Below are 18,683 nucleotides of genomic sequence, written 5' to 3'. Positions count from 1 at the left end.
GCAGGCTAGGCGCTCAGCCGGCGGGGGAAGCCGACCGCGACCCGGGCGGTGGACCCGGCGTCCTCGACCAGGGCGACCAGCCGGCCGGCGCCGTCCACCGCGGCGTGCAGACCGGCGGCACCGGTGGCCGGGATCCGCTGCCCGTGGCCGAGGGCGCGGGCCTCGTCGTCGGTCACTCCCCGCTCGGGGAAGACCAGCCGGGCGGCGTCGGTCAGGCCGAGCACGCCCGCACCGCCGCCGGCGGTCAGCGCCGCGGCGGCCTCCTCCACGGGTGCCGCCCGCTCCAGGGCGAACGGCCCGGAGGCGGTGCGGCGCAGCGCGGTGAGGTGGCCGCCGACGCCGAGGGCCGCGCCGGCGTCGCGGGCGATGGCGCGGACGTAGGTGCCCGCGGTGCAGCCGACGGTGACGTCGACGTCGACGAGGTCGGGCGTGGGCCGGGCGATCCGGTGCACCTCGAGCCGGTGGACGGTGACCGCCCGCGGCTCGAGCACCACCTCCTCGCCGGCCCGGACCCGGTCGTAGGAGCGCCGGCCGGCGACCTTGACCGCGCTCACCGACGAGGGCACCTGCAGCAGCGGGCCGGTCTGGGCGGCCAGGGCGGCGGCGACCGCGGCGTCGTCGAGGTGCGCGGCCGACGTCGTCGTCAGGACCTCGCCCTCGCGGTCGTCGGTCACCGTGGCCTGGCCGAGCCGGAGGGTCGCCTCGTAGGTCTTGTCGTGCCCACCGACGTGGCCGAGCAGCCGGGTGGCCGCGCCGACCCCGAGGACGAGCAGGCCGGTGGCCATCGGGTCCAGCGTGCCGGCGTGGCCGACCCGGCGGACCGACAGCACGCGGCGGGCCCGCGCGACCACGTCGTGGGAGGTCAGGCCGCCGGGTTTGTCGACCAGCAGCAGGCCGGGCGGGACGTCGGCGTCCGGGCGTCGGGGACTCACCCGCCCACTCCAACAGACACCCACCGGTCGCCCGACACCCGGACCACCACGGCGACCAGGCGCAGGGCGATGAACAGGGTGAGGCCGGCCCACACCCCGGCCACTCCCCAGCCCAGCGGAACGGCGAGCAGCGACAGCGGCACGAACCCGACGAGCACCGAGCCGACGGTGACCGTGCGCAGGTACCCGACGTCACCGGCGCCCATGAGCACGCCGTCGAGGGCGAACACGACACCGGCCAGCGGCTGCATGCCGGCGAGGAACCACCAGGCGAGGCCGGCCTGGGCCACCACGGCGGGGTCGTCGGTGAACAGCGGCGGGACCACGGGGCGCAGCGCCAGCAGCAGCGCCGCGACGAGAACGCCGGTGCCCAGCCCCCACCGCGCCACCCGGCGGGCAGTGGCCCGGGCGTCGTCCGGGCGGCCGCCCCCGAGCGCCTGGCCGACCAGCGTCTGCGCGGCGATGGCGTAGGCGTCGAGCACCAGGGCGAGGAAGAAGAACAGCTGGATGGCGACCTGGTGGGCGCCGAGCTCGGCGGTGCCGGCGCGGGCCACCACGCCGGTGGCGACGAGGAAGGACACCTGGAGGACCGCCGACCGCACCAGCAGGTCGCGGCCGATGACCAGCTGCACCCGCAGCGCGGCCGGCCGCGGGCGCCACGCTCCGCCCTCGCGCAGGAGCGCACGGAGGAACAGCGCCGCGGACACCGCCTGACCGGCGACGTTGGCGACCGCGGAGCCGGGCAGGCCCCATCCCACGGCGTGCACCAGCAGCGGGCACAGCACCAGGCTGACCAGGCTGCCGGCCAGGACGTAGCGCATCGGCCGGCGCAGCTCCTGCACGCCGCGCAGCCAGCCGTTGCCCGCCAGCGACACCAGCAGCAGCGGCGCGCCCAGGCTCGCGACGCGCAGCCAGGTCTCCCCGGCGGCCGCCACCGGCCCGGCGCCGCCGGCCAGCAGGCGGGTCAGCGGGCCGGCCAGCAGCTGGAACCCGGCCAGCACCGCCAGGCCGAGGGCGAGGGCGAGCCAGGTGGCCTGGACCCCCTCGGCGACGGCCCCGGCCCGGTCCCCGGCGCCCGCCCGGCGGGCGGCGCGGGCGGTGGTGCCGTAGGCCAGGAAGTTGAGCAGCGCGGCCGCCCAGGCCAGCAGCCCGCCACCCACCGCGAGGCCGCCCAGCGCCACCGTGCCCAGGTTGCCGACGACGGCCGTGTCGACCAGCAGGTACAGCGGCTCGGCGGCCAGCACCACGAGCGCCGGCGCCGCCAGGGCGGGGATGGACGGCGCGCGGGTCACCCCTCGGTCGACAACCCGGCTCTGAGCGCGGCCACGGTGCCCTCGCGGTCCGCGGTGGAGGTGTAGCCGGCCGCGGCCCGGTGGCCGCCGCCGCCGAGGGCGACGGCGACCCGGGCGACGTCGGTGGCGCCGCGCGAGCGCAGCGACACCGACCACGACCCGTCGTCCTGGCCCTTGAGCACGCAGGCGACGTCGGCCTCCTGGGTGGAGCGGACGACGTCGACCAGCGCCTCGAGCTGCTCACCGGGCAGGCCGTGCTCGGCGGCCTCGGCGGTGCTCGACCAGGTCCAGACCAGCCCGGCGCCGACGTCGGGCTCCAGCACGGCGCGGCCGGCGACGACCGACAGCAGGCCCAGCCAGCCGAACGGCGCTGTGTCGAACAGCCGCCGGCTGATCTCCGCGTGGTCGATGCCGGTGGCCAGCAGCCGGGCGGCCAGCTCGTGGGTGTCGGGGCGGGTGTTGCCGAACCGGAAGGACCCGGTGTCGGCGGCCAGCCCCGCGTACAGGCAGGTGGCCAGCCGCTGGTCGAGGACGACGCCGAGCCCGTCGAGCAGGTCGGCGACCAGCGCCACGGTGGCCGGCGCACCGGGGTCGACCGCGCGCACGTCGCCGAAGCCGGGGTTGCTCGCGTGGTGGTCCAGGACGACGGAGGTGCCCGCACGGTCCAGCAGGACCGCGAGCTCCCCGAGCCGGCCGGGCGAGGCGGCGTCCAGGCTCACGAAGACGTCCGGGGACCCGGGCACGGCCGCCGACGGCACCAGGCCCTCGGCGCCGGGCAGCCAGGCCAGCGACGCGGGCAGGACGAAGGGGTCGGGGAAGGTGGCGAGCACCCGGGCGCCGCGGCGGCGCAGCCCCTCGGCCAGCGCGAGGGTGCTGCCCAGGGCGTCCGCGTCGGGCTGGACGTGCCCGGACAGGACCACGGTGGCGTGGGCGGTGGCCGCCTCGACCAGGACGGCGGCGGCCCGGTCGGTCAGCTCGGTGCCCCGCGGGAGCGAGACCGTCACGCGCTCGGGCCGGGGTCGGCGACCGGCGGGGCGTTCTGCTCCTCCTGCACGTCGCCACCGCCCACCGGGTAGCCGATCCCGTCGTCGGGCTCGTCGGAGGTGATGCTGGGGGCGTCGCCGATCTCGCCGTACTTGCCGCCCTGGGTGGGGTCGCCGGTGTCGGGCACCGGCTTGCCACCGAGCTCGGAGTGGCCCTGGCCCTCGTCGGACAGGTGCGGATCCGGGTCGTTCTCGCTCACGAGGCACTCCTGGTCGAGGTGGGGACGTCGGCACCGTCATCGGCGGTCTCGACGTCGTCGTCCTCGGCCGGGTGCCGGTACGGGTCGGGCTCGCCGGCGTAGTCCGCACCCTCGCGGATGCGGGCCAGCTCGGCGTCGGCGTGCCGGACCCGCTCCAGCGCGGCGTCCAGCTCGCGCGCGGTGTCGGGCACGTGGTCGGCGACGAAGGTCAGCGTCGGGACGAACTTGATGCCGGTCTGCCGGCCCACCGTGGAGCGCAGCACGCCGGTCGCCGACGACAGCGCCCGGGCGGAGTCCTCGACCTGGGTGGCGTCGCCGTACACGGTGTAGAAGACCGTCGCCTCGCGCAGGTCGCCCGTGACCCGCGCGTCGGTGACCGTGACCATGCCGAGCCGGGGGTCCTTGATCTGCGTCTCGATCGCGGCGGAGACGATCTGACGGATGCGCACCGCCAGCTTGCGGGCGCGGGCCGGGTCGGCCATTCCGGACCTCCAGGGATCAGGCGCCCCGGAAGGCCGGGGCGCGGGTGGGACACGGGCGCGGGGAGCCTCCCTGCGGAGGCCCACCGCGAGCAGTGCGGAGGAGGGACGTCCTCCCTCAGTCGGTGTCGGAGAACAACTGCCGGTGCGTCGACAGCAGCGTCACCTCCGGCCGCTCGGCCAGCAACCGCTCGCACGCGTCGAGCACGTCGGTCACCTGTCCGGCGTCCGCAGCGACCGTGGCCACCCCGACCTGCACGCGCCGGTGCAGGTCCTGGTCACCGACCTCGGCGGCGGCCACGGCGAACCGCCGCCGCAGCTCGGCCACGATCGGCCGGACGACGGCGCGCTTGCCCTTGAGCGAGTGGACGTCGCCCAGCAGCAGGTCGGCGGTCAGCGACCCGGTGAACACCGGCTCTCCCCCGTCCTGGTGGTGACGCGCCGGACCGCCCGCCCCGCCCCGAGGGGGCGGGGCGGACGGACGGCCCTGCTACGGCCCCGTCCCGAGGCTCACGCCGAGCGTGCGAGGCGTGAGGAGGACGGGGTCCTTCCTCAGTCGCGCGGCTTCTCTCGCATCTCGAAGGTCTCGATCACGTCGTCGACCTTGATGTCGTTGAACGACCCCAGGCCGATACCGCACTCGTAGCCCTCGCGGACCTCGGTCGCGTCGTCCTTGAACCGGCGGAGGGACTCCACCGTCAGGTTGTCGGCGACCACGGCACCGTCGCGGATGAGCCGGGCCTTCGAGTTCCGGACGATCGTGCCGCTGCGGACCAGCGAACCGGCGACGTTGCCGATCCTCGGCACTCGGAAGACCTCGCGGACCTCCGCCGTGCCGAGCTGGACCTCCTCGAACTCGGGCTTGAGCATGCCCTTGAGGGCGGCCTCGATCTCGTCGATGGCCTGGTAGATGACCGTGTAGTACCGGACGTCCACACCCTCGCGGTTGGCGAGCTCGGTGGCCTGACCCTCGGCCCGGACGTTGAAGCCCAGGACGATGACGTCGTCGGCCAGCGCCAGGTCGATGTCGCTCTTGGTGATGCCACCGACGCCGCGGTGGATGACCCGCAGCGAGATGTCGTCGCTCACCTCGATCTTCATCAGCGCCTCTTCGAGCGCCTCGACGGTGCCCGAGTTGTCACCCTTGATGATCAGGTTGAGCTGACGCGTCTCCTTGAGCGCGGCGTCGAGGTCCTCGAGGCTGATCCGCTTGCGCATCGAGGCGTTCTGCGCGTTGCGGATGCGGGCCTGGCGGCGGTCGGCGATCTGCCGGGCCACCCGGTCCTCCTCGACCACGAGGAAGGTGTCACCGGCACGGGGCACCGAGGTGAGGCCCACGACCTGCACGGGGCGGGCCGGCAGGGCCTCCTTCAGCTTGTTCCCGTGCTCGTCGAGCAGCGACCGGACGCGGCCGTAGGCGTCGCCGGCCACGATCGAGTCGCCCTGACGCAGCGTGCCGCGCTGGACCAGCACCGTGGCGACGGGGCCACGGCCCTTGTCCAGCTTGCCCTCGATGACCACACCCTGCGGGTCCTGCTCGGTGTTCGCGCGCAGGTCCAACGAGGCGTCCGCGGTCAGCAGGATCGCCGTGAGCAGGTCCTCGAGGCCCTGACGGGTGGTCGCGGAGACGTCGACGAACATCGTGTCGCCGCCGTACTCCTCGGCCACCAGCCCGTACTCGGTGAGCTGCTGGCGGATCTTGGCGGGGTTGGCCCCCTCCTTGTCGATCTTGTTCACCGCGACCACGATCGGCACCTCGGCCGCCTGCGCGTGGTTGAGCGCCTCGACCGTCTGCGGCATGACGCCGTCGTCGGCCGCGACGACCAGGACGACGATGTCGGTGACCTTCGCGCCACGGGCACGCATCGCGGTGAACGACTCGTGACCCGGGGTGTCGATGAAGGTGACCGGACGCTCGTTGCCCTCCAGCTCGGTGACGATCTGGTAGGCGCCGATGTGCTGGGTGATGCCGCCGGCCTCGCGCGCCACCACGTTGGTGTTGCGCAGGGCGTCGAGCAGCTTGGTCTTCCCGTGGTCGACGTGACCCATGACGGTCACGACCGGCGGACGGATGTCCCAGTCGCCCTCTTCGCCCTCCTCGTCACCGAAGGTGAGGTCGAAGTCCTCGAGCAGCTCGCGGTCCTCGTCCTCCGGGCTGACGACCTGGATGATCCAGCCGATCTCGGCGCCGAGCAGCTGCAGCGTCTCGTCGTTCACCGACTGCGTGGCGGTCACCATCTCGCCCAGGTGGAACAGGGCGGTGACCAGCGCCGCCGGCTGCGCGTTGATGCGCTCGGCGAGGTCGGTCAGCGAGGCACCGCGCGGGAGGCGCACGGTCTGACCGTTGCCGCGGGGCAGCTGGACGCCGCCCATGCTGGGCGCCGCCATGGAGTCGAACTCCTGACGCCGCTGCTTCTTGCTCTTGCGGCCGCGGACCGGGCCACGTCCGCCGGGACGACCGAAGGCACCCGCGGTGCCGGCACCGGAGCCACCACGGCCACGACCGCGGCCACCGCCGCCGCCTGCGCGGAAGCCACCGCCGGCCGGAGCGCCGGCACCGCCGCCGCCACCGGCACCGCCGCCACCGCCGGGACGGAAGCCGCCGCCGCCACCGCCGGGGGCGCCGCCGGGACGACCGCGACCTGCGCCGCCGGGTCCGCCGCCGCCGGGACGGCCGGCACCGGCCGGCCGGCCGGGCATCATGCCGGGGCTCGGACGCTGCGGCATCATGCCCGGGTTCGGGCGCGGGCCACCGGGACCGGCCGCCGGGCGCGGGCCACCCGCACCGGGAGCCGGGCGCGGACCACCCGCACCGGGAGCCGGGCGGGGACCGCCGGGACCGAGCCGGGGGGGGCCCGCCGGGACCCGGACGCGGACCGGCACCGGGACGGGGCCCACCGGGACCGGCGGCCGCCGGCCGGGGACCGGGCGCACCGGGTCCAGGACGCGGAGCGCCACCGGCCGGCGCCGGACGCGGCGCACTGCTGAAGGGGTTGTTGCCCGGCCGCGGGGCCGGACGGGGACCGGGCCGCGGACCACCGGCGCCGGGGCGCGGGGCGCCGGGCGCCGACCCACCGGCCGCAGCCGGACGGGGTGCGGCCGGACCGGGCCGCGGACCGCTGGGCGCGGCGGACGGCTGCTGCGTCGGCGCACCGGCCGCGGGAGCGGCACTGGCCGCCGGCGCGACAGGAGCCGCCGGAGCAGCAGGAGCCGCCGGAGCAGCAGGAGCGGCGGGCGCCGCCGGGGCCTGGGGAGCCGGTGCCGTCGACCGCGGGCCGGGCATCGGAGCACCCGGACGGGCAGCCGCCGGACGGGGTCCGGGCGTGGGACCACCCGGGGCGCGGGTCGCCGGCGCCTGCGGTGCAGGTGCCGGGGCCTGCGGAGCCCGGGCCGGGCTCTGCGCGACCGGAGCCGCCGGGGCGGCGGGTGCGCTGGGACGGGCGGCCGGAGCCGCCGTGGTGCCGCCGTTGGCGGCGCCGAGGGCCTCGCGGAGCCGACGGGCCACGGGGGCCTCGACGGTGGAGGACGCGGACTTCACGAACTCGCCCTGCTCCTTGAGCGTGGCGAGCACGGTCTTGCTGTCGACACCGAACTCCTTGGCGAGTTCGTGTACGCGGGCTTTGCCTGGCACGGATCTCCTCTTGGTGAGGCCGGCGGCGGGCCCGCTCGACCTCGTGGTTAGTCCTGCATGGTCATCGTGGGGACTTCACGGCTTGCTCATCCGACGACGTCCTGCCCTCGACTGCGGACCGGCCGGTTGCCGGTCCGTCGGTGTTGCTGCGGTCTGTCGTTCGATTCCGGTCGCCCGCCTCCGCTCCCGCGCCCGGGGGCGCCGCAGACGGCGCACCGAGGACGTGGACCCGGAGCGGACCGGCCTCGACCGGGGAGCTGCTGCGCAGCGCCCGGACGAAGGCCCGGCGTCGCTCCGCTGCGTGCAGGCACTCCGGGGTGGGGTGCAGCGAGGCCCCCCGACCGGGGAGCCTCCGTCGCGGATCGGGGACCAGGGCCCCGCTCCGGACGACGACACGCAGCAGATCGGTGACCGGAGCGCGTTTCCGGCAGCCCACACAGGTGCGCACCGGGATCGACGTTTCGGCCACCCTGCACTCTAGCGCGCGGCGGGCCCCCGGTGTTCCGCACTCCTGGGGTTCCCCACCCGGCCGGGACGTGATCCTGCACCCGGTGCCCCCGGGCGGCCGCCGGATCCGCCCGCGCGGACCGCCGGTGCCCCGGAGCGCAGCGGTGCCCGCCCCACCCCGGGGGACGGCGTCGCGTCGTCGGGCTGGGCGTCGCTGCGGATGTCGATCCGGCACCCGGTGAGCCGGGCGGCCAGCCGCGCGTTCTGCCCCTCCTTCCCGATCGCCAGCGACAGCTGGTAGTCGGGGACGACGACCCGCACCGCCTTGGCCTGGGGGTCGACCACCCGCGCGCTGCTCACGCGGGCCGGGCTGAGCGCCGAGGCGACGAAGGTCGCGGGGTCGTCGGACCAGTCGACGATGTCGATCTTCTCGCCGTGCAACTCGCTCATGACGTTGCGCACCCGCTGCCCCATCGGGCCGATGCAGGCGCCCTTGGCGTTGAGCCCGGGCACCTTGGTGCGGACGGCGATCTTCGAGCGGTGCCCCGCCTCGCGGGCCACCGCGACGATCTCGACACTGCCGTCGGCGATCTCGGGGACCTCGAGGGCGAACAGCTTCCGGACCAGGTTCGGGTGGGTGCGGGACACGGTGACCTGCGGCCCCCGGAAGGTCCGCGCCACCGACACCACGTAGGCCTTCAGCCGGCTGCCGTGGGGGTAGCTCTCCCCCGGCACCTGCTCGGCCGGCGGCAGCACGGCCTCCACCTTGCCGATGTCGATGAGGACGGTGCCCTGCACGTTGCGGCGGTCGTGCGCCTGCACGATGCCGCTGATGATGTCGCCCTCCTTGCCGGCGTACTCCCCGAAGGTCTGCTCGTGCTCGGCGTCGCGCAGCCGCTGGACGATGACCTGCTTGGCGGTGCTGGCCGCGATGCGGCCGAAGTCGGAGGGGGTGTCGTCCCACTCGCGGACGACCTCACCGTCGGGCCCGAGCTCCTGCGCCAGCACGGCGACCTCGCCGCTCTTGCGGTCCACGTGCACGCGCACGTGCTTGGCCGCGCCGTCGGCGTGCCGGTAGGCGGTCACCAGTGCCGACTCGATCGCCTCGATGACCGTGTCGGCCGGGATGCCCTTCTCCCGCTCGACCGCCTTGAGGGCGGTCACGTCGATGTTCACTGTCCTCCTCCGTCGTCGTCGTCCGCGGGATCGGCCGGCTCGTCGGCCGCCGCCGGGTCGGGCCGGCCGAACTCCACCTGGACCCGGCCGGCGCCGAGCTCGGCCCAGGGCACCTGCCGCCGGGTCGGTGGCCGCTTCTTCGCCCCCGGCTTGCCCTGGGCCTCGACCGCGAGGGTGACCCCGCTGCCGTCGACCTCCAGGACCCGGGCGGTCACCGCCTCGACGTCCCCCGGCGGGCCGACCGGGACGGCCACCAGCCGGCCGGTGTTGCGCCGCCAGTGCCGCGGCTCGGTCAGCGGCCGGTCCACGCCGGGGCTGGTGACCTCCAGGACGTACGGGGCCCGGCCCAGGTCGCCGTCGTTGGCGTCCAGCGCCGCCGAGACCGCGCGGCTCACCTCGGCGATGTCGTCCAGGGTGACGCCGGTGTCGCGGTCGACGACCACGCGGACGACGCTGCGGCGTCCGGCCGGGGTGACGACGAGCTCCTCGAGGTCGTACCCGGCGGCGTCGACGACCGGCGCGATCCAGCCGGCCAGCCGGGTGGCGACGGGGTCGGTGCGGGGTGCGGCGGCCACGGCTCACTCTCCTTGCTCGGTCGGCGCGCGTGCGCTGCGGGGCGGGACGGGGCGCTCGGCCCGGGATCCCGGGACCCCCTGGGGACGACGGCGGACGCACCGTCGGCCCGCGACCCGGATGGGCTCAGGCTACCGCCCGTTTCCGGGGCCCGAGACCCGGAGCCGTGGGGGACCCGCCCGCCCCGTGCTCCCGGCCGCGTGGGGCCGGGGCTGAGAAGATGGCGGGTGATGCCCCCCTCCCCCGTGCCCTTCTCGCGGCGCGCCCTGCTCGCCGCCTCCGCCGGGTTGGCCCTGGCCGTGGCGGGCTGTACCGCCGACCCCGGCGGCGCGCCCGCGGTCACCACCGAGGAGGCCGACCGGCTGGCCGGTCAGGTGGCGGCGCAGGAGGCGGTGGTCGCCGCCTACGCGGCGGCCGCGGCCGCCGATCCCGCCCTCGGCGCGGCGGTGGCGGAGCTGGCCCGCCAGGCCGACGACCAGCTGGCGGCGCTCCGGGCCGCGGCGCCGTCGTCGTCCTCGTCGTCGGCCGCGCCCTCCAGCCCGCCGGGCGGACCGCCGGCCGGCGGCGACGTGCGGGGGTGGCTGCGCGACCAGGTGTCCGCCGCCGCCGGCTCGCACGCCGGGGCGTGCGCGGAGCAGGCCGGGGCCCGGGCGGCACTGCTGGGCTCGGTCGCCGCCGGGCTGCGCGGACACGAGGCGGTGCTGGCGTGAGCGCCCGGCCGGGAGGAGCGTCCCGTGGCTGACGACGGCAGCACCCTCGACGAGGGCACCGAGACCGCCGCCCTGCAGGAGGCGCTGGCGGCCGAGCACGCCGCCGTCTGGGGCTACGGGACCGTGGGGGCGGCGCTCGCCGCCGAGGCCCGCCCGCCCGCGGTGGCGGCGGAGAACGCGCACCGCGACGTCCGCGACCGCGTCGCCGCCCTCCTCGAGGACCGCGGCGCCGAGCCGGTCCCGGCCGAGGGCGGGTACACGCTGCCGTTCCCGGTCCTCTCCCCCGCCGACGCGGCGGCGATGGCGGTGCTCCTCGAGGACGGCGTGGCGGCGGCGTGGGTGCGCGTCCTGGACCAGGCCGCACAGGCCGTCGTCCGGGAGCTGGCCGCCGGCGTGCTCGCGGCCGCGGAGGTGCGCGCGGTCGGCTGGCGCACGGCGGCGGGGCAGACGCCGGCCACCACCGCGTTCCCCGGCCTCCCGGAGGGCTGAGCGCAGGGTCGCCGGACCCTGGCCGCGGTCGCCGGCGCGGGAGCAGACTCCCCGCCGCCGGAGCACCCCGCACCGGCGTCCCGGCCTCCCCGGAGGACCCCATGAGCACGACCGCTCCCCCGAACCGACCCCAGGTGAGCCTGCCGGGTCAGGTGCACACGGCCGAGGGGCCGCTGGACATGAGCGGCATGTACGTCATGCACCACGCGTTCCGCCGCGACCTGGACGCCTTCTGCGCGGCCGCGGAACGGACCCCGCTGGAGGACGCCGCCACGTGGCGGGCGCTGGCCGGCCGCTGGGAGCGGTTCGCCACGATGCTGCACCACCACCACGCCGTCGAGGACGCCAGCATCTGGCCGGCGCTGAGCGAGCGGGTGCGGGCGGTCGAGGGCGCCCCCGCCACGCTGGAGGCGATGCACGCCGAGCACGCGACGATCGACCCGGTCCTGGCCCGCTGCGCCGAACTGTTCGACGCCATGTCCACGGCGCCGGACGCGGCGACGCGGGAGGCGCTGGCCGAGCAGCTCACCGCGACCCGGGACCTGCTCATCCGCCACCTCGCGCACGAGGAGACCGAGGCGCTGCCGCTGGCCCAGCGCCACCTCCCGCTCTCCGACTGGGCGGCGTCGGAGAAGGCGGCCCAGCGCAGCTACGGCCTCCGCGACACGGGCTTCCTCGTCCCCTGGGCGGCCGAGGGGCTCAGCCAGGAGGCCCTCGACCGCGCGTTCGCGACGGTCGGGCCGACGTTCCGCCTGGCCTACCGCCTCACCCGCGGCCGGTTCGCCCGGCGCGAGGCAGCGGCCTTCCGCTACGTCTGACGAAGGACCCCCTGCCCCCCACCACTCGCAGGCTCGCGGCGGGACCCCGCAGGGGGCCAGAGGCCGAGGCGGGACCCCGCAGGGGGCCAGAGGCCGAGGCGGGACCCCCTGCCCCCCACCACTCGCAGGCTCGCGGCGGGACCCCGCAGGGGGCCGACCGAGAGGCGACTACCCGAGGCCGCCGAGGAAGGCGTCGGTCACCCCCACGGCCAGGCTGCTGGACTGCCCGCCCTCCACGAGGACGGCGAAGGCCAGGTCGCCCTGGGCCCCGCCGAGCCGGTAGCCCATGAACCAGCCGTGGGCGTCCGGCGGGGTGTTGCTGCCGAACTCGGCGGTGCCGGTCTTGCCGAACACCTCGCCGCGGTCGGCGAGCGCGGTGGCCGTCCCCGACAGCACCACCTCGCGCATCATCGGCCGCAGCGCGTCCAGCACCGCCGGGTCCGGGCCGGTCGGGGCCGGGCCGGCCGGCTCGCCGCCCACCACCTCGACGGGCACGACCGGGGTGCCGCCGGCGACCCCGGCGGCGACGAGGGCCATCTGCGCAGGGCTCATCAGCACCTGGCCCTGCCCGATGGCGTTGGCGGCCTTCGTCGTCCCGGTGCTGTCGGCCGGGACGCTGCCGCTGAAGACGTCGACCGGCAGCTGCCAGTCAGTGCCCACCCCGTAGGAGGCGGCCGCGCCGGCCAGGGCGTCGTCGGGGAGCTGCAGCGACTGCTGCATGAAGGTGGTGTTGCACGACTGCGCGAAGGCCTCGGTGAAGGGGACGGTGCCGAGGTCGAACTGGTCCTGGTTCTCGAACTCGCGGCCGTCGACGACGAAGGTGCCCGGGCAGGCCACCGGCGACTGCGGGGTGAGCGTCCCGGTCGCCAGCAGCGCCGTGGCGGTGATGGTCTTCATGCTCGAGCCGGGCGGGTACTGACCGCCGAGGGCGTTGCCCGCGGCCGCCGCCTCGTTGGAGGCGACGGCGACGATCTCGCCGGTGCGCGGGCGGACGACGACCAGGTGCGTGGGCAGCGGCTGGGTGCCGACGGCGGCGTCGGCGGCGTTCTGGACCGCCGGCACCAGCGGGGTCTGCACCGGCTCACCCGGCACCGGCTGGACCGCGCCGACCTCGCGGCCGGCGTCCCCGGTGCCCTCGTCGCTGCTGACGACCGTGACGGTGACCCCCGGCGTGCCGGTCAGCCGGTCCTGCAGGGCGCGCTGCAGGCCGGAGAGCCCCAGCTGGTCGCCCGCGGCGTAGCGCGGCCCCTCCTCCTCGCCGGTGGTCTCCTCGAGCACCTCGGCGGTCGCCGGGCCGACCCGGCCCAGCAGGGCCGAGGCGAACCGGGACGTCGGGGCCAGCAGCCGCGTCTCGGTCGGGAACACCGCGCCCGGCAGGTCGAAGACCCGGGCCCGGATCGCCTCGAAGTCCGGCCGGCGCAGCGTGATGACCGGCACGAACTGCCCCGGGGGCGCGGCCTGGACGTCGGCGGTGATCTCCTCGGCGGCGACCCCCGTGGCCGCCGACAGCGCGCCGGCCAGGGCCGGGAGGTCGGTGACCTGGCCGGGGTCGACGCCGACGTTGACGACCTCGGTGGGGGTGAACAGCGGGCGGCCGTCGGCGTCGGTGATCGGAGCCCGCTCCGGCAGCACCCGCTGGACCACCAGGTGCTGGCCCTCGCCGAGCTCGGGGTGCACCAGCGTCGGCTCGGCGACGACGTCCCAGCCCTCCTCGGCCTCGCGCAGCCGGAGGGTGGCCGGGTAGCTCCACTCGGGGGCGGCGGCGAGATCCCAGGTGGCGGTCCAGTCGACGGTGGCGGTGCCGTCCTCGACCGCGACGTCCCCCACGTCCGCGGTCAGGGTCGCGTCCGGCAGGTCGGCGGCCGCCTGGTCGAGCAGCGCGCCGGCCGCGTCGGGGTCGGTGGTGGCCCCGGCCGCGGCCGCGGTGTCCCCGGCCGCCCAGTCCTCGAGGAACGCCTGGGCCGCGGCCCGCACGTCGTCCTCCGGGTTGCCCGAGCAGCCGGCCAGCACCGGCACCGCCAGCAGCACGGCGGTGGTTCCGAGGACCCTCACCCGTCGAGTACGCACGGGGAGACAGCGTTCCAGACGGCAGTGTCGATCCTCGGGAGGCCGGCCCCGTCCAGAGGCTCGCCGCGAGCCTGCGAGCGGTGAGGAGGACGGGGTCCTCTCTCAGAAGAGGACGCTGGCGAACCGCCCGACCTCGGTGAACCCGACCCGGGCGTAGGAGGCCCGCGCGGCGGCGTTGAAGTCGTTGACGTAGAGGCTGACCACCGGCGCGATCGCGGTACGGGCGTACTCGACGACGGCGGCGGTGCCGGCGGTGCCGATGCCGCGTCCGCGGTGGGCCGGGGCCACCCACACGCCCTGGATCTGGCAGGCCGACCGCGACACCGCGCCGATCTCGGCCTTGAACAGCACCTCGCCACGCTCGATCCAGGCCAGGGACTGCCCGGCGCGGACCAGGTCGGCCACCCGGGCGCGGTAGCCGGCGCCGCCGTCCACCCGCAGCGGACTGACGCCGACCTCCTCGGTGAACATGGCCACGGCCGCCGGCAGCAGGACCTCCACCTCCGACGGGCGCACCGGCCGGACGCGGGGCTCGGGGGCCACGGCCGGCGGCCCCTCGATCGCCAGCAGCGGCTGCCGCGGCCGGTGGTCGCGGGCCGGTCCCCAGGACGGCTCCAGCAGCGCCCACAGCGGCTCGACGGTCGCGGCGGGGCCGACGATCGTCGAGCACCGGCGGCCGGCGCGGCGGGCCCGCTCGGCGAAGGCGGCCACCGCGGCGCGCTCGGCCCCGGGAAGGGCGAACGGGATGAGGTTGGCCCCGGCCAGGCAGACGGCCTCCAGCGAGCGGCCGGCGCCGAAGCCCCACAGCGGCGCGCCGAGGGAGGTCGCGGCGGTCCCGGCGGCCTCCACCCGGCCGGCGATGACGCAGGCGGCGACCGGGTCGGTGGCGAGCAGCCGGCGCACGGCCGGCTCGTCCCCCTCGTCGAGGACCCGCGCCGTCGGCGTGCGGAGCACCGGCGCGGTCAGCCGACGGTGACGACGGGCGCCCCCGAGGGGACGCCGGAGTCGGCCTGTTCACCGGCCAGCCGCATGGCCTCCTCGATGAGGGTCTCGACGATCTGCGACTCCGGCACGGTCTTGACCACCTCGCCCTTGACGAAGATCTGGCCCTTGCCGTTGCCCGAGGCCACCCCGAGGTCGGCCTCGCGGGCCTCCCCCGGGCCGTTGACGACGCAGCCCATGACCGCGACCCGCAGCGGCACCTCGAGCCCGTCCAGGCCCGCGGTGACCTCGTCGGCCAGCCGGTAGACGTCGACCTGGGCGCGGCCGCAGGAGGGGCAGCTGACGATCTCCAGGCCGCGCTGCCGCAGGTTCAGCGACTCCAGGATCTGGGTGCCGACCTTGACCTCCTCCACCGGCGGGGCGGAGAGCGAGACGCGGATGGTGTCGCCGATGCCCTGGCTCAGCAGCGCCCCGAAGGCGACCGCGGACTTGATCGTGCCCTGGAAGGCCGGCCCGGCCTCGGTGACGCCCAGGTGCAGCGGGTAGTCGCACTGCGCGGCCAGCAGCTCGTAGGCCCGCACCATGACCACCGGGTCGTTGTGCTTGACCGAGATCTTGATGTCGCGGAACCCGTGCTCCTCGAACAGCGAGCACTCCCACAGCGCCGACTCCACCAGCGCCTCGGGGGTGGCCTTGCCGTACTTGGCCAGCAGCCGCTTGTCGAGCGAGCCGGCGTTCACGCCGATCCGGATGGGGATGCCGGCGTCACCCGCCGCCCGGGCGATCTCGCCGACCTTGTCGTCGAACTTCTTGATGTTGCCGGGGTTGACCCGCACGGCGGCGCAGCCGGCGTCGATGGCGGCGAAGACGTAGCGCGGCTGGAAGTGGATGTCGGCGATCACCGGGATCTGCGACTTCTTGGCGATCGCCGGCAGCGCCTCGGCGTCGTCGGTGTCCGGGACGGCGACGCGCACGATCTGGCAGCCGGCGGCGGTGAGCTCGGCGATCTGCTGCAGCGTGGCGTTGATGTCGGCGGTCTTGGTCGTCGTCATCGACTGCACGCTGACCGGGGAGTCGCTGCCGACGCCGACGCCGCCGACGTCGAGCTGGCGGGTCTTGCGGCGTGGGGCGAGGACGGGCGGGGGCGCAGCGGGCATGCCGAGGCCGACGGGGATCGCCATGACACCCAGTATCGCCCGGTGGGCCCGCCGGTGCCGCAGCCGCGACTGTGACCCTGGCCTGGGGCTTACTGCAGCGTGATCGGGTTGACGATGTCGGCGACGAGCAGGAGGCCCGACAGCACCACGAACAGCCCCGCCACCACGTAGGCCACCGGCATCAGCCGGGCGATGTCGAAGGGGCCCGGGTCGGGGCGCCCGCGCAGCCGGGCCACGACCGAGCGGACCCTCTCGTACAGCGCGCCGGCCACGTGCCCGCCGTCCAGCGGGTAGATCGGCAGCAGGTTGAACAGGAACAGCACGAGGTTGACGCTGGCCAGCAGGCTGAGGAAGAAGCTCAGCTTCTCCATCCCGCTGAACTCCTCGATCGCGAAGACCTCGCCGGAGATCCGGCCGACCCCCACCACGCCGATTGGCCCGTTCTCGTCGCGCTCCTCCCCGAGGAAGGCGGCCCGGAACAGCTGCGGGACCTTCTCCGGGATCTCGATCAGCCGCTCTACCGAGTTGACGACGATCATCCCGAAGTAGCCGGGCAGGTCGCCGATCGACTGCCGGGCCAGCTCGGTCGTCGGGGAGACGCCGAGGTAGCCCGCGGTGGTGGTCTCGTCGCTGCCGGCCTCGACGTAGACGGTGTTCGGGATCGGTGTGACGGTGAGCTGCTGCCGTTGCCCGTCACGCTCGATGGTCAGGTCGACCGGGTTGCCCGGCGAGCTGCGGATCGCCTCCTGCACCGCCGTCCAGCTGTCGTACGCCGTCGGGTCGAGGCCGGCGCCGTCGATGGCCAGGATGGTGTCGCCGGGGCGCAGGCCCGCGGCCGCGGCCGGGCTCTGCTGGGGCAGCGCGCACCCGGCGGCGCCGGCGTCGCACAGCTGCCCGTCGGCCGCGATGGGCACCGCGCAGGGGTCCTCGGCGGTGGCGCTGGCCGCGCCGGCCGGGAGCACGCACGCGGGCACCTGCCCCACCGTGGTGGAGAGGACGTTGGTGCCGATCGCGGTCAGCGTGACCGTGAAGAACAGCACCGCCAGGACCAGGTTGTGAAGGGGTCCCGCGGACATCACGATCACGCGCTGCCACCAGGGCTTGGCGTAGAAGACCCGGCCGGCGTCGCTGGGCAGGACGTCGTTGAGCGCCTGCCCGCGCACCTCGGCGATGAAGCTGCGCATGCGGGTCGCGCGCTTGCTCTCGCCCTCCTCGGCCGGCGGGATCATCCCGACGATCCGGATGTAGCCGCCGAGCGGGATCGCCTTGAGGCCGTACTCGGTCTCGCCCCGGGTCCGCGACCACACGGTCGGGCCGAAGCCGACCATGAACTGGGGCACCCGCATGCCGAACTTCCGGGCCCAGTAGAAGTGCCCGGCCTCGTGGAAACCGATGGAGAACAGCAGCCCGACGGCGAAGGCGACGATCCCCAGGACGGTCAGGAGGAACCCGCTCAGCTCAGCCTCCGGCGATGACGCCCCGGGCGTGCTCCCGGGCCCACTTCTCCGCCGCCAGGACGTCCTCGACGCAGGTGGGGGCGCCGAGGTCCGGCGCGTCGTCGAGGGTACGCGCGACGAGGTCCACGATGCCCCGGAACGGCAGTCGACCCGCCACGAACGCCGCCACCGCCTCCTCGTTGGCCGCGTTGAACACAGCCGGCACCACCCCGCCGGCCTCCCCGGCGGACCGGGCCAGCCGGACGGCGGGGAACGCCTCGGCGTCCAGCGGCGCGAACTCCCAGGTGCTGGCCGTCGACCAGTCCAGCGCGGGCTGGACGTCCGGCAGCCGGTCCGGCCAGGCCAGGGCCAGCGCGATGGGCAGCCGCATGTCCGGCGGGCTGGCCTGGGCGATGGTCGCGCCGTCGGCGAAGGTCACCATCGAGTGCACGATCGACTGCGGGTGCACGACGACGTCGATGTCGGCGTAGGGGACGCCGAACAGCAGGTGGGCCTCGATGAGCTCCAGGCCCTTGTTCACCAGGGTCGCGGAGTTGATGGTGACCACCGTGCCCATCGCCCAGGTCGGGTGGGCCAGCGCCTGCTCGACGGTGACGCCGTCCAGCTCGGCCGCGCTGCGACCGCGGAACGGCCCGCCGCTCGCCGTGAGGACCAGCCGGGCGACCTCGCCGCGGGCGCCGCCGCGCAGGCACTGCGCCAGCGCGGAGTGCTCGGAGTCGACCGGGACCAGCTGGCCGGGCCCCGCCGCGGCGGTGACCAGGTCCCCACCGGCGACGAGGGACTCCTTGTTGGCGAGGGCGACGGTGCGCCCGGCGCGCAGCGCGCTGAGCGTCGGTCCCAGCCCGATCGAGCCGGTGATCCCGTTGAGGACGACGTCGGCCGGGCGGGCGGCGAGCTCCTCGGCGGCGCGGGGCCCGGCGAGGATCTCCGGCAGGCTGTACTCCCCCGTCGCCCAGCCCCGCTGCGAGGCCGCGGCGTAGAAGGCCAGCTGCAGGTCCTGCGCGGCGGTGGCGCGGGCGACCGCGACGGTGCGGACGCCGAGGGTGAGCGCCTGCTCGGCGAGCAGGCCGACGTCCCCGCCGCCGGCCGCCAGCCCGGTGATGCGCAGCCGGTCGGGGTTCTGCTGAGCCACCGCGATCGCCTGCCGGCCGATCGAGCCGGTGGACCCGAGCACGGTCACCTCGCGCCGGTCACTCACGGTGCCCCCCGTTCGCTCCCGCGGCACGCTCCGCTCCTCGGTCGCTGGCGCTCCCTGCGATGCTCACGCGCC

Annotated in this window: 18 protein-coding genes; 3 read left to right on the top strand and 15 right to left on the bottom strand. The window is 76.0% G+C overall.

The window, feature by feature from the left end:
* Window positions 1-5: 5 nt before the first annotated feature.
* The 10 genes from truB to rimP all read right to left on the bottom strand — a co-directional run bounded on the left by truB (window position 6) and on the right by rimP (window position 9,775).
* A complete protein-coding gene (truB, locus tag PGN05_RS05930; RefSeq protein ID WP_419751601.1) occupies window positions 6-932 on the bottom strand; it encodes a tRNA pseudouridine(55) synthase TruB in 927 nt (308 codons plus the stop codon).
* Entirely contained in the window at window positions 929-2,224 is a 1,296-nt protein-coding gene (locus tag PGN05_RS05925; RefSeq protein ID WP_419751600.1) for an MATE family efflux transporter, read from the bottom strand. The genes truB and PGN05_RS05925 overlap by 4 nt, the downstream gene beginning before the upstream one ends.
* The gene (locus PGN05_RS05920) at window positions 2,221-3,228 is read right to left on the bottom strand and encodes a DHH family phosphoesterase (protein ID WP_419751599.1); all 1,008 of its coding nucleotides are present in this window, start codon (window positions 3,226-3,228) and stop codon (window positions 2,221-2,223) included. The genes PGN05_RS05925 and PGN05_RS05920 overlap by 4 nt, the downstream gene beginning before the upstream one ends.
* A complete protein-coding gene (locus PGN05_RS05915) occupies window positions 3,225-3,467 on the bottom strand; it encodes a hypothetical protein (RefSeq protein ID WP_419751598.1) in 243 nt (80 codons plus the stop codon). Before PGN05_RS05915 ends, PGN05_RS05920 begins: the two co-directional genes overlap by 4 nt.
* Window positions 3,464-3,949 carry a 30S ribosome-binding factor RbfA gene (gene rbfA, locus PGN05_RS05910; RefSeq protein WP_419751597.1) on the bottom strand — a complete coding sequence of 162 codons (486 nt, stop codon included), beginning with the start codon at window positions 3,947-3,949 and terminating at the stop codon, window positions 3,464-3,466. The genes PGN05_RS05915 and rbfA overlap by 4 nt, the downstream gene beginning before the upstream one ends.
* A gap of 115 nt (window positions 3,950-4,064) precedes the next feature.
* Window positions 4,065-4,358 carry a DUF503 domain-containing protein gene (locus tag PGN05_RS05905; RefSeq protein WP_419751596.1) on the bottom strand — a complete coding sequence of 98 codons (294 nt, stop codon included), beginning with the start codon at window positions 4,356-4,358 and terminating at the stop codon, window positions 4,065-4,067.
* A 140-nt stretch (window positions 4,359-4,498) separates the two neighbouring features.
* Window positions 4,499-6,334, bottom strand: coding sequence for a translation initiation factor IF-2 (gene infB, locus PGN05_RS05900; protein WP_419751595.1), 1,836 nt, complete (start codon window positions 6,332-6,334; stop codon window positions 4,499-4,501).
* Between the two features lie 1,304 nt (window positions 6,335-7,638).
* On the bottom strand, window positions 7,639-8,013 hold the full coding sequence (locus tag PGN05_RS05895) for a YlxR family protein (RefSeq protein ID WP_419751615.1): 375 nt from the start codon (window positions 8,011-8,013) through the stop codon (window positions 7,639-7,641).
* 41 nt (window positions 8,014-8,054) lie between these two features.
* Entirely contained in the window at window positions 8,055-9,200 is a 1,146-nt protein-coding gene (nusA, locus tag PGN05_RS05890) for a transcription termination factor NusA (protein WP_419751594.1), read from the bottom strand.
* A complete protein-coding gene (gene rimP, locus PGN05_RS05885) occupies window positions 9,197-9,775 on the bottom strand; it encodes a ribosome maturation factor RimP (protein ID WP_419751593.1) in 579 nt (192 codons plus the stop codon). Before rimP ends, nusA begins: the two co-directional genes overlap by 4 nt.
* A 228-nt stretch (window positions 9,776-10,003) precedes the next feature.
* Here rimP and PGN05_RS05880 point away from each other — a divergent pair, with 228 nt between their 5' ends.
* From PGN05_RS05880 to PGN05_RS05870, 3 genes are all read left to right on the top strand, one after another.
* Window positions 10,004-10,483 carry a hypothetical protein gene (locus PGN05_RS05880; RefSeq protein ID WP_419751592.1) on the top strand — a complete coding sequence of 160 codons (480 nt, stop codon included), beginning with the start codon at window positions 10,004-10,006 and terminating at the stop codon, window positions 10,481-10,483.
* A gap of 24 nt (window positions 10,484-10,507) precedes the next feature.
* On the top strand, window positions 10,508-10,972 hold the full coding sequence (locus PGN05_RS05875) for a ferritin-like domain-containing protein (protein ID WP_419751591.1): 465 nt from the start codon (window positions 10,508-10,510) through the stop codon (window positions 10,970-10,972).
* A gap of 101 nt (window positions 10,973-11,073) precedes the next feature.
* Window positions 11,074-11,790, top strand: a complete 717-nt coding sequence (locus PGN05_RS05870) for a hemerythrin domain-containing protein (protein ID WP_419751590.1) — start codon at window positions 11,074-11,076, stop codon at window positions 11,788-11,790.
* A 168-nt stretch (window positions 11,791-11,958) separates the two neighbouring features.
* On the opposite strand, the gene PGN05_RS05865 is transcribed toward PGN05_RS05870, so the two are convergent.
* The 5 genes from PGN05_RS05865 to dxr all read right to left on the bottom strand — a co-directional run bounded on the left by PGN05_RS05865 (window position 11,959) and on the right by dxr (window position 18,611).
* Window positions 11,959-13,842: a penicillin-binding transpeptidase domain-containing protein gene (locus tag PGN05_RS05865; protein WP_419751589.1), complete on the bottom strand. Its 1,884-nt coding sequence runs from the start codon at window positions 13,840-13,842 to the stop codon at window positions 11,959-11,961.
* Between the two features lie 117 nt (window positions 13,843-13,959).
* Entirely contained in the window at window positions 13,960-14,811 is an 852-nt protein-coding gene (locus PGN05_RS05860) for a GNAT family N-acetyltransferase (protein WP_419751588.1), read from the bottom strand.
* Window positions 14,812-14,819: 8 nt separating this feature from the next.
* Window positions 14,820-15,956, bottom strand: coding sequence for a flavodoxin-dependent (E)-4-hydroxy-3-methylbut-2-enyl-diphosphate synthase (ispG, locus tag PGN05_RS05855; RefSeq protein WP_419751614.1), 1,137 nt, complete (start codon window positions 15,954-15,956; stop codon window positions 14,820-14,822).
* An 89-nt stretch (window positions 15,957-16,045) separates the two neighbouring features.
* Window positions 16,046-17,383: a M50 family metallopeptidase gene (locus PGN05_RS05850; RefSeq protein ID WP_419751613.1), complete on the bottom strand. Its 1,338-nt coding sequence runs from the start codon at window positions 17,381-17,383 to the stop codon at window positions 16,046-16,048.
* 31 nt (window positions 17,384-17,414) lie between these two features.
* On the bottom strand, window positions 17,415-18,611 hold the full coding sequence (dxr, locus tag PGN05_RS05845) for a 1-deoxy-D-xylulose-5-phosphate reductoisomerase (protein ID WP_419751587.1): 1,197 nt from the start codon (window positions 18,609-18,611) through the stop codon (window positions 17,415-17,417).
* Between the last annotated feature and the right edge of the window lie 72 nt (window positions 18,612-18,683).

Source organism: Geodermatophilus sp. CPCC 206100, from assembly GCF_048569675.1.
GTDB lineage: Bacteria > Actinomycetota > Actinomycetes > Mycobacteriales > Geodermatophilaceae > Geodermatophilus.
The sequence above is the reverse complement of the archived record's forward strand: the minus strand, read 5'-3'. Positions and strand labels throughout refer to the sequence as shown.

Bases quoted from the DNA above. Each gene is read 5' to 3' on its own strand.
- rbfA (WP_419751597.1), bottom strand. From the start codon at position 3,949: ATGGCCGACCCGGCCCGCGCCCGCAAGCTGGCGGTGCGCATCCGTCAG.
- infB (WP_419751595.1), bottom strand. From the start codon at position 6,334: ATGGCGGCGCCCAGCATGGGCGGCGTCCAGCTGCCCCGCGGCAACGGT.
- PGN05_RS05880 (WP_419751592.1), top strand. From the start codon at position 10,004: ATGCCCCCCTCCCCCGTGCCCTTCTCGCGGCGCGCCCTGCTCGCCGCC.
- PGN05_RS05870 (WP_419751590.1), top strand. From the start codon at position 11,074: ATGAGCACGACCGCTCCCCCGAACCGACCCCAGGTGAGCCTGCCGGGT.
- ispG (WP_419751614.1), bottom strand. From the start codon at position 15,956: ATGCCCGCTGCGCCCCCGCCCGTCCTCGCCCCACGCCGCAAGACCCGC.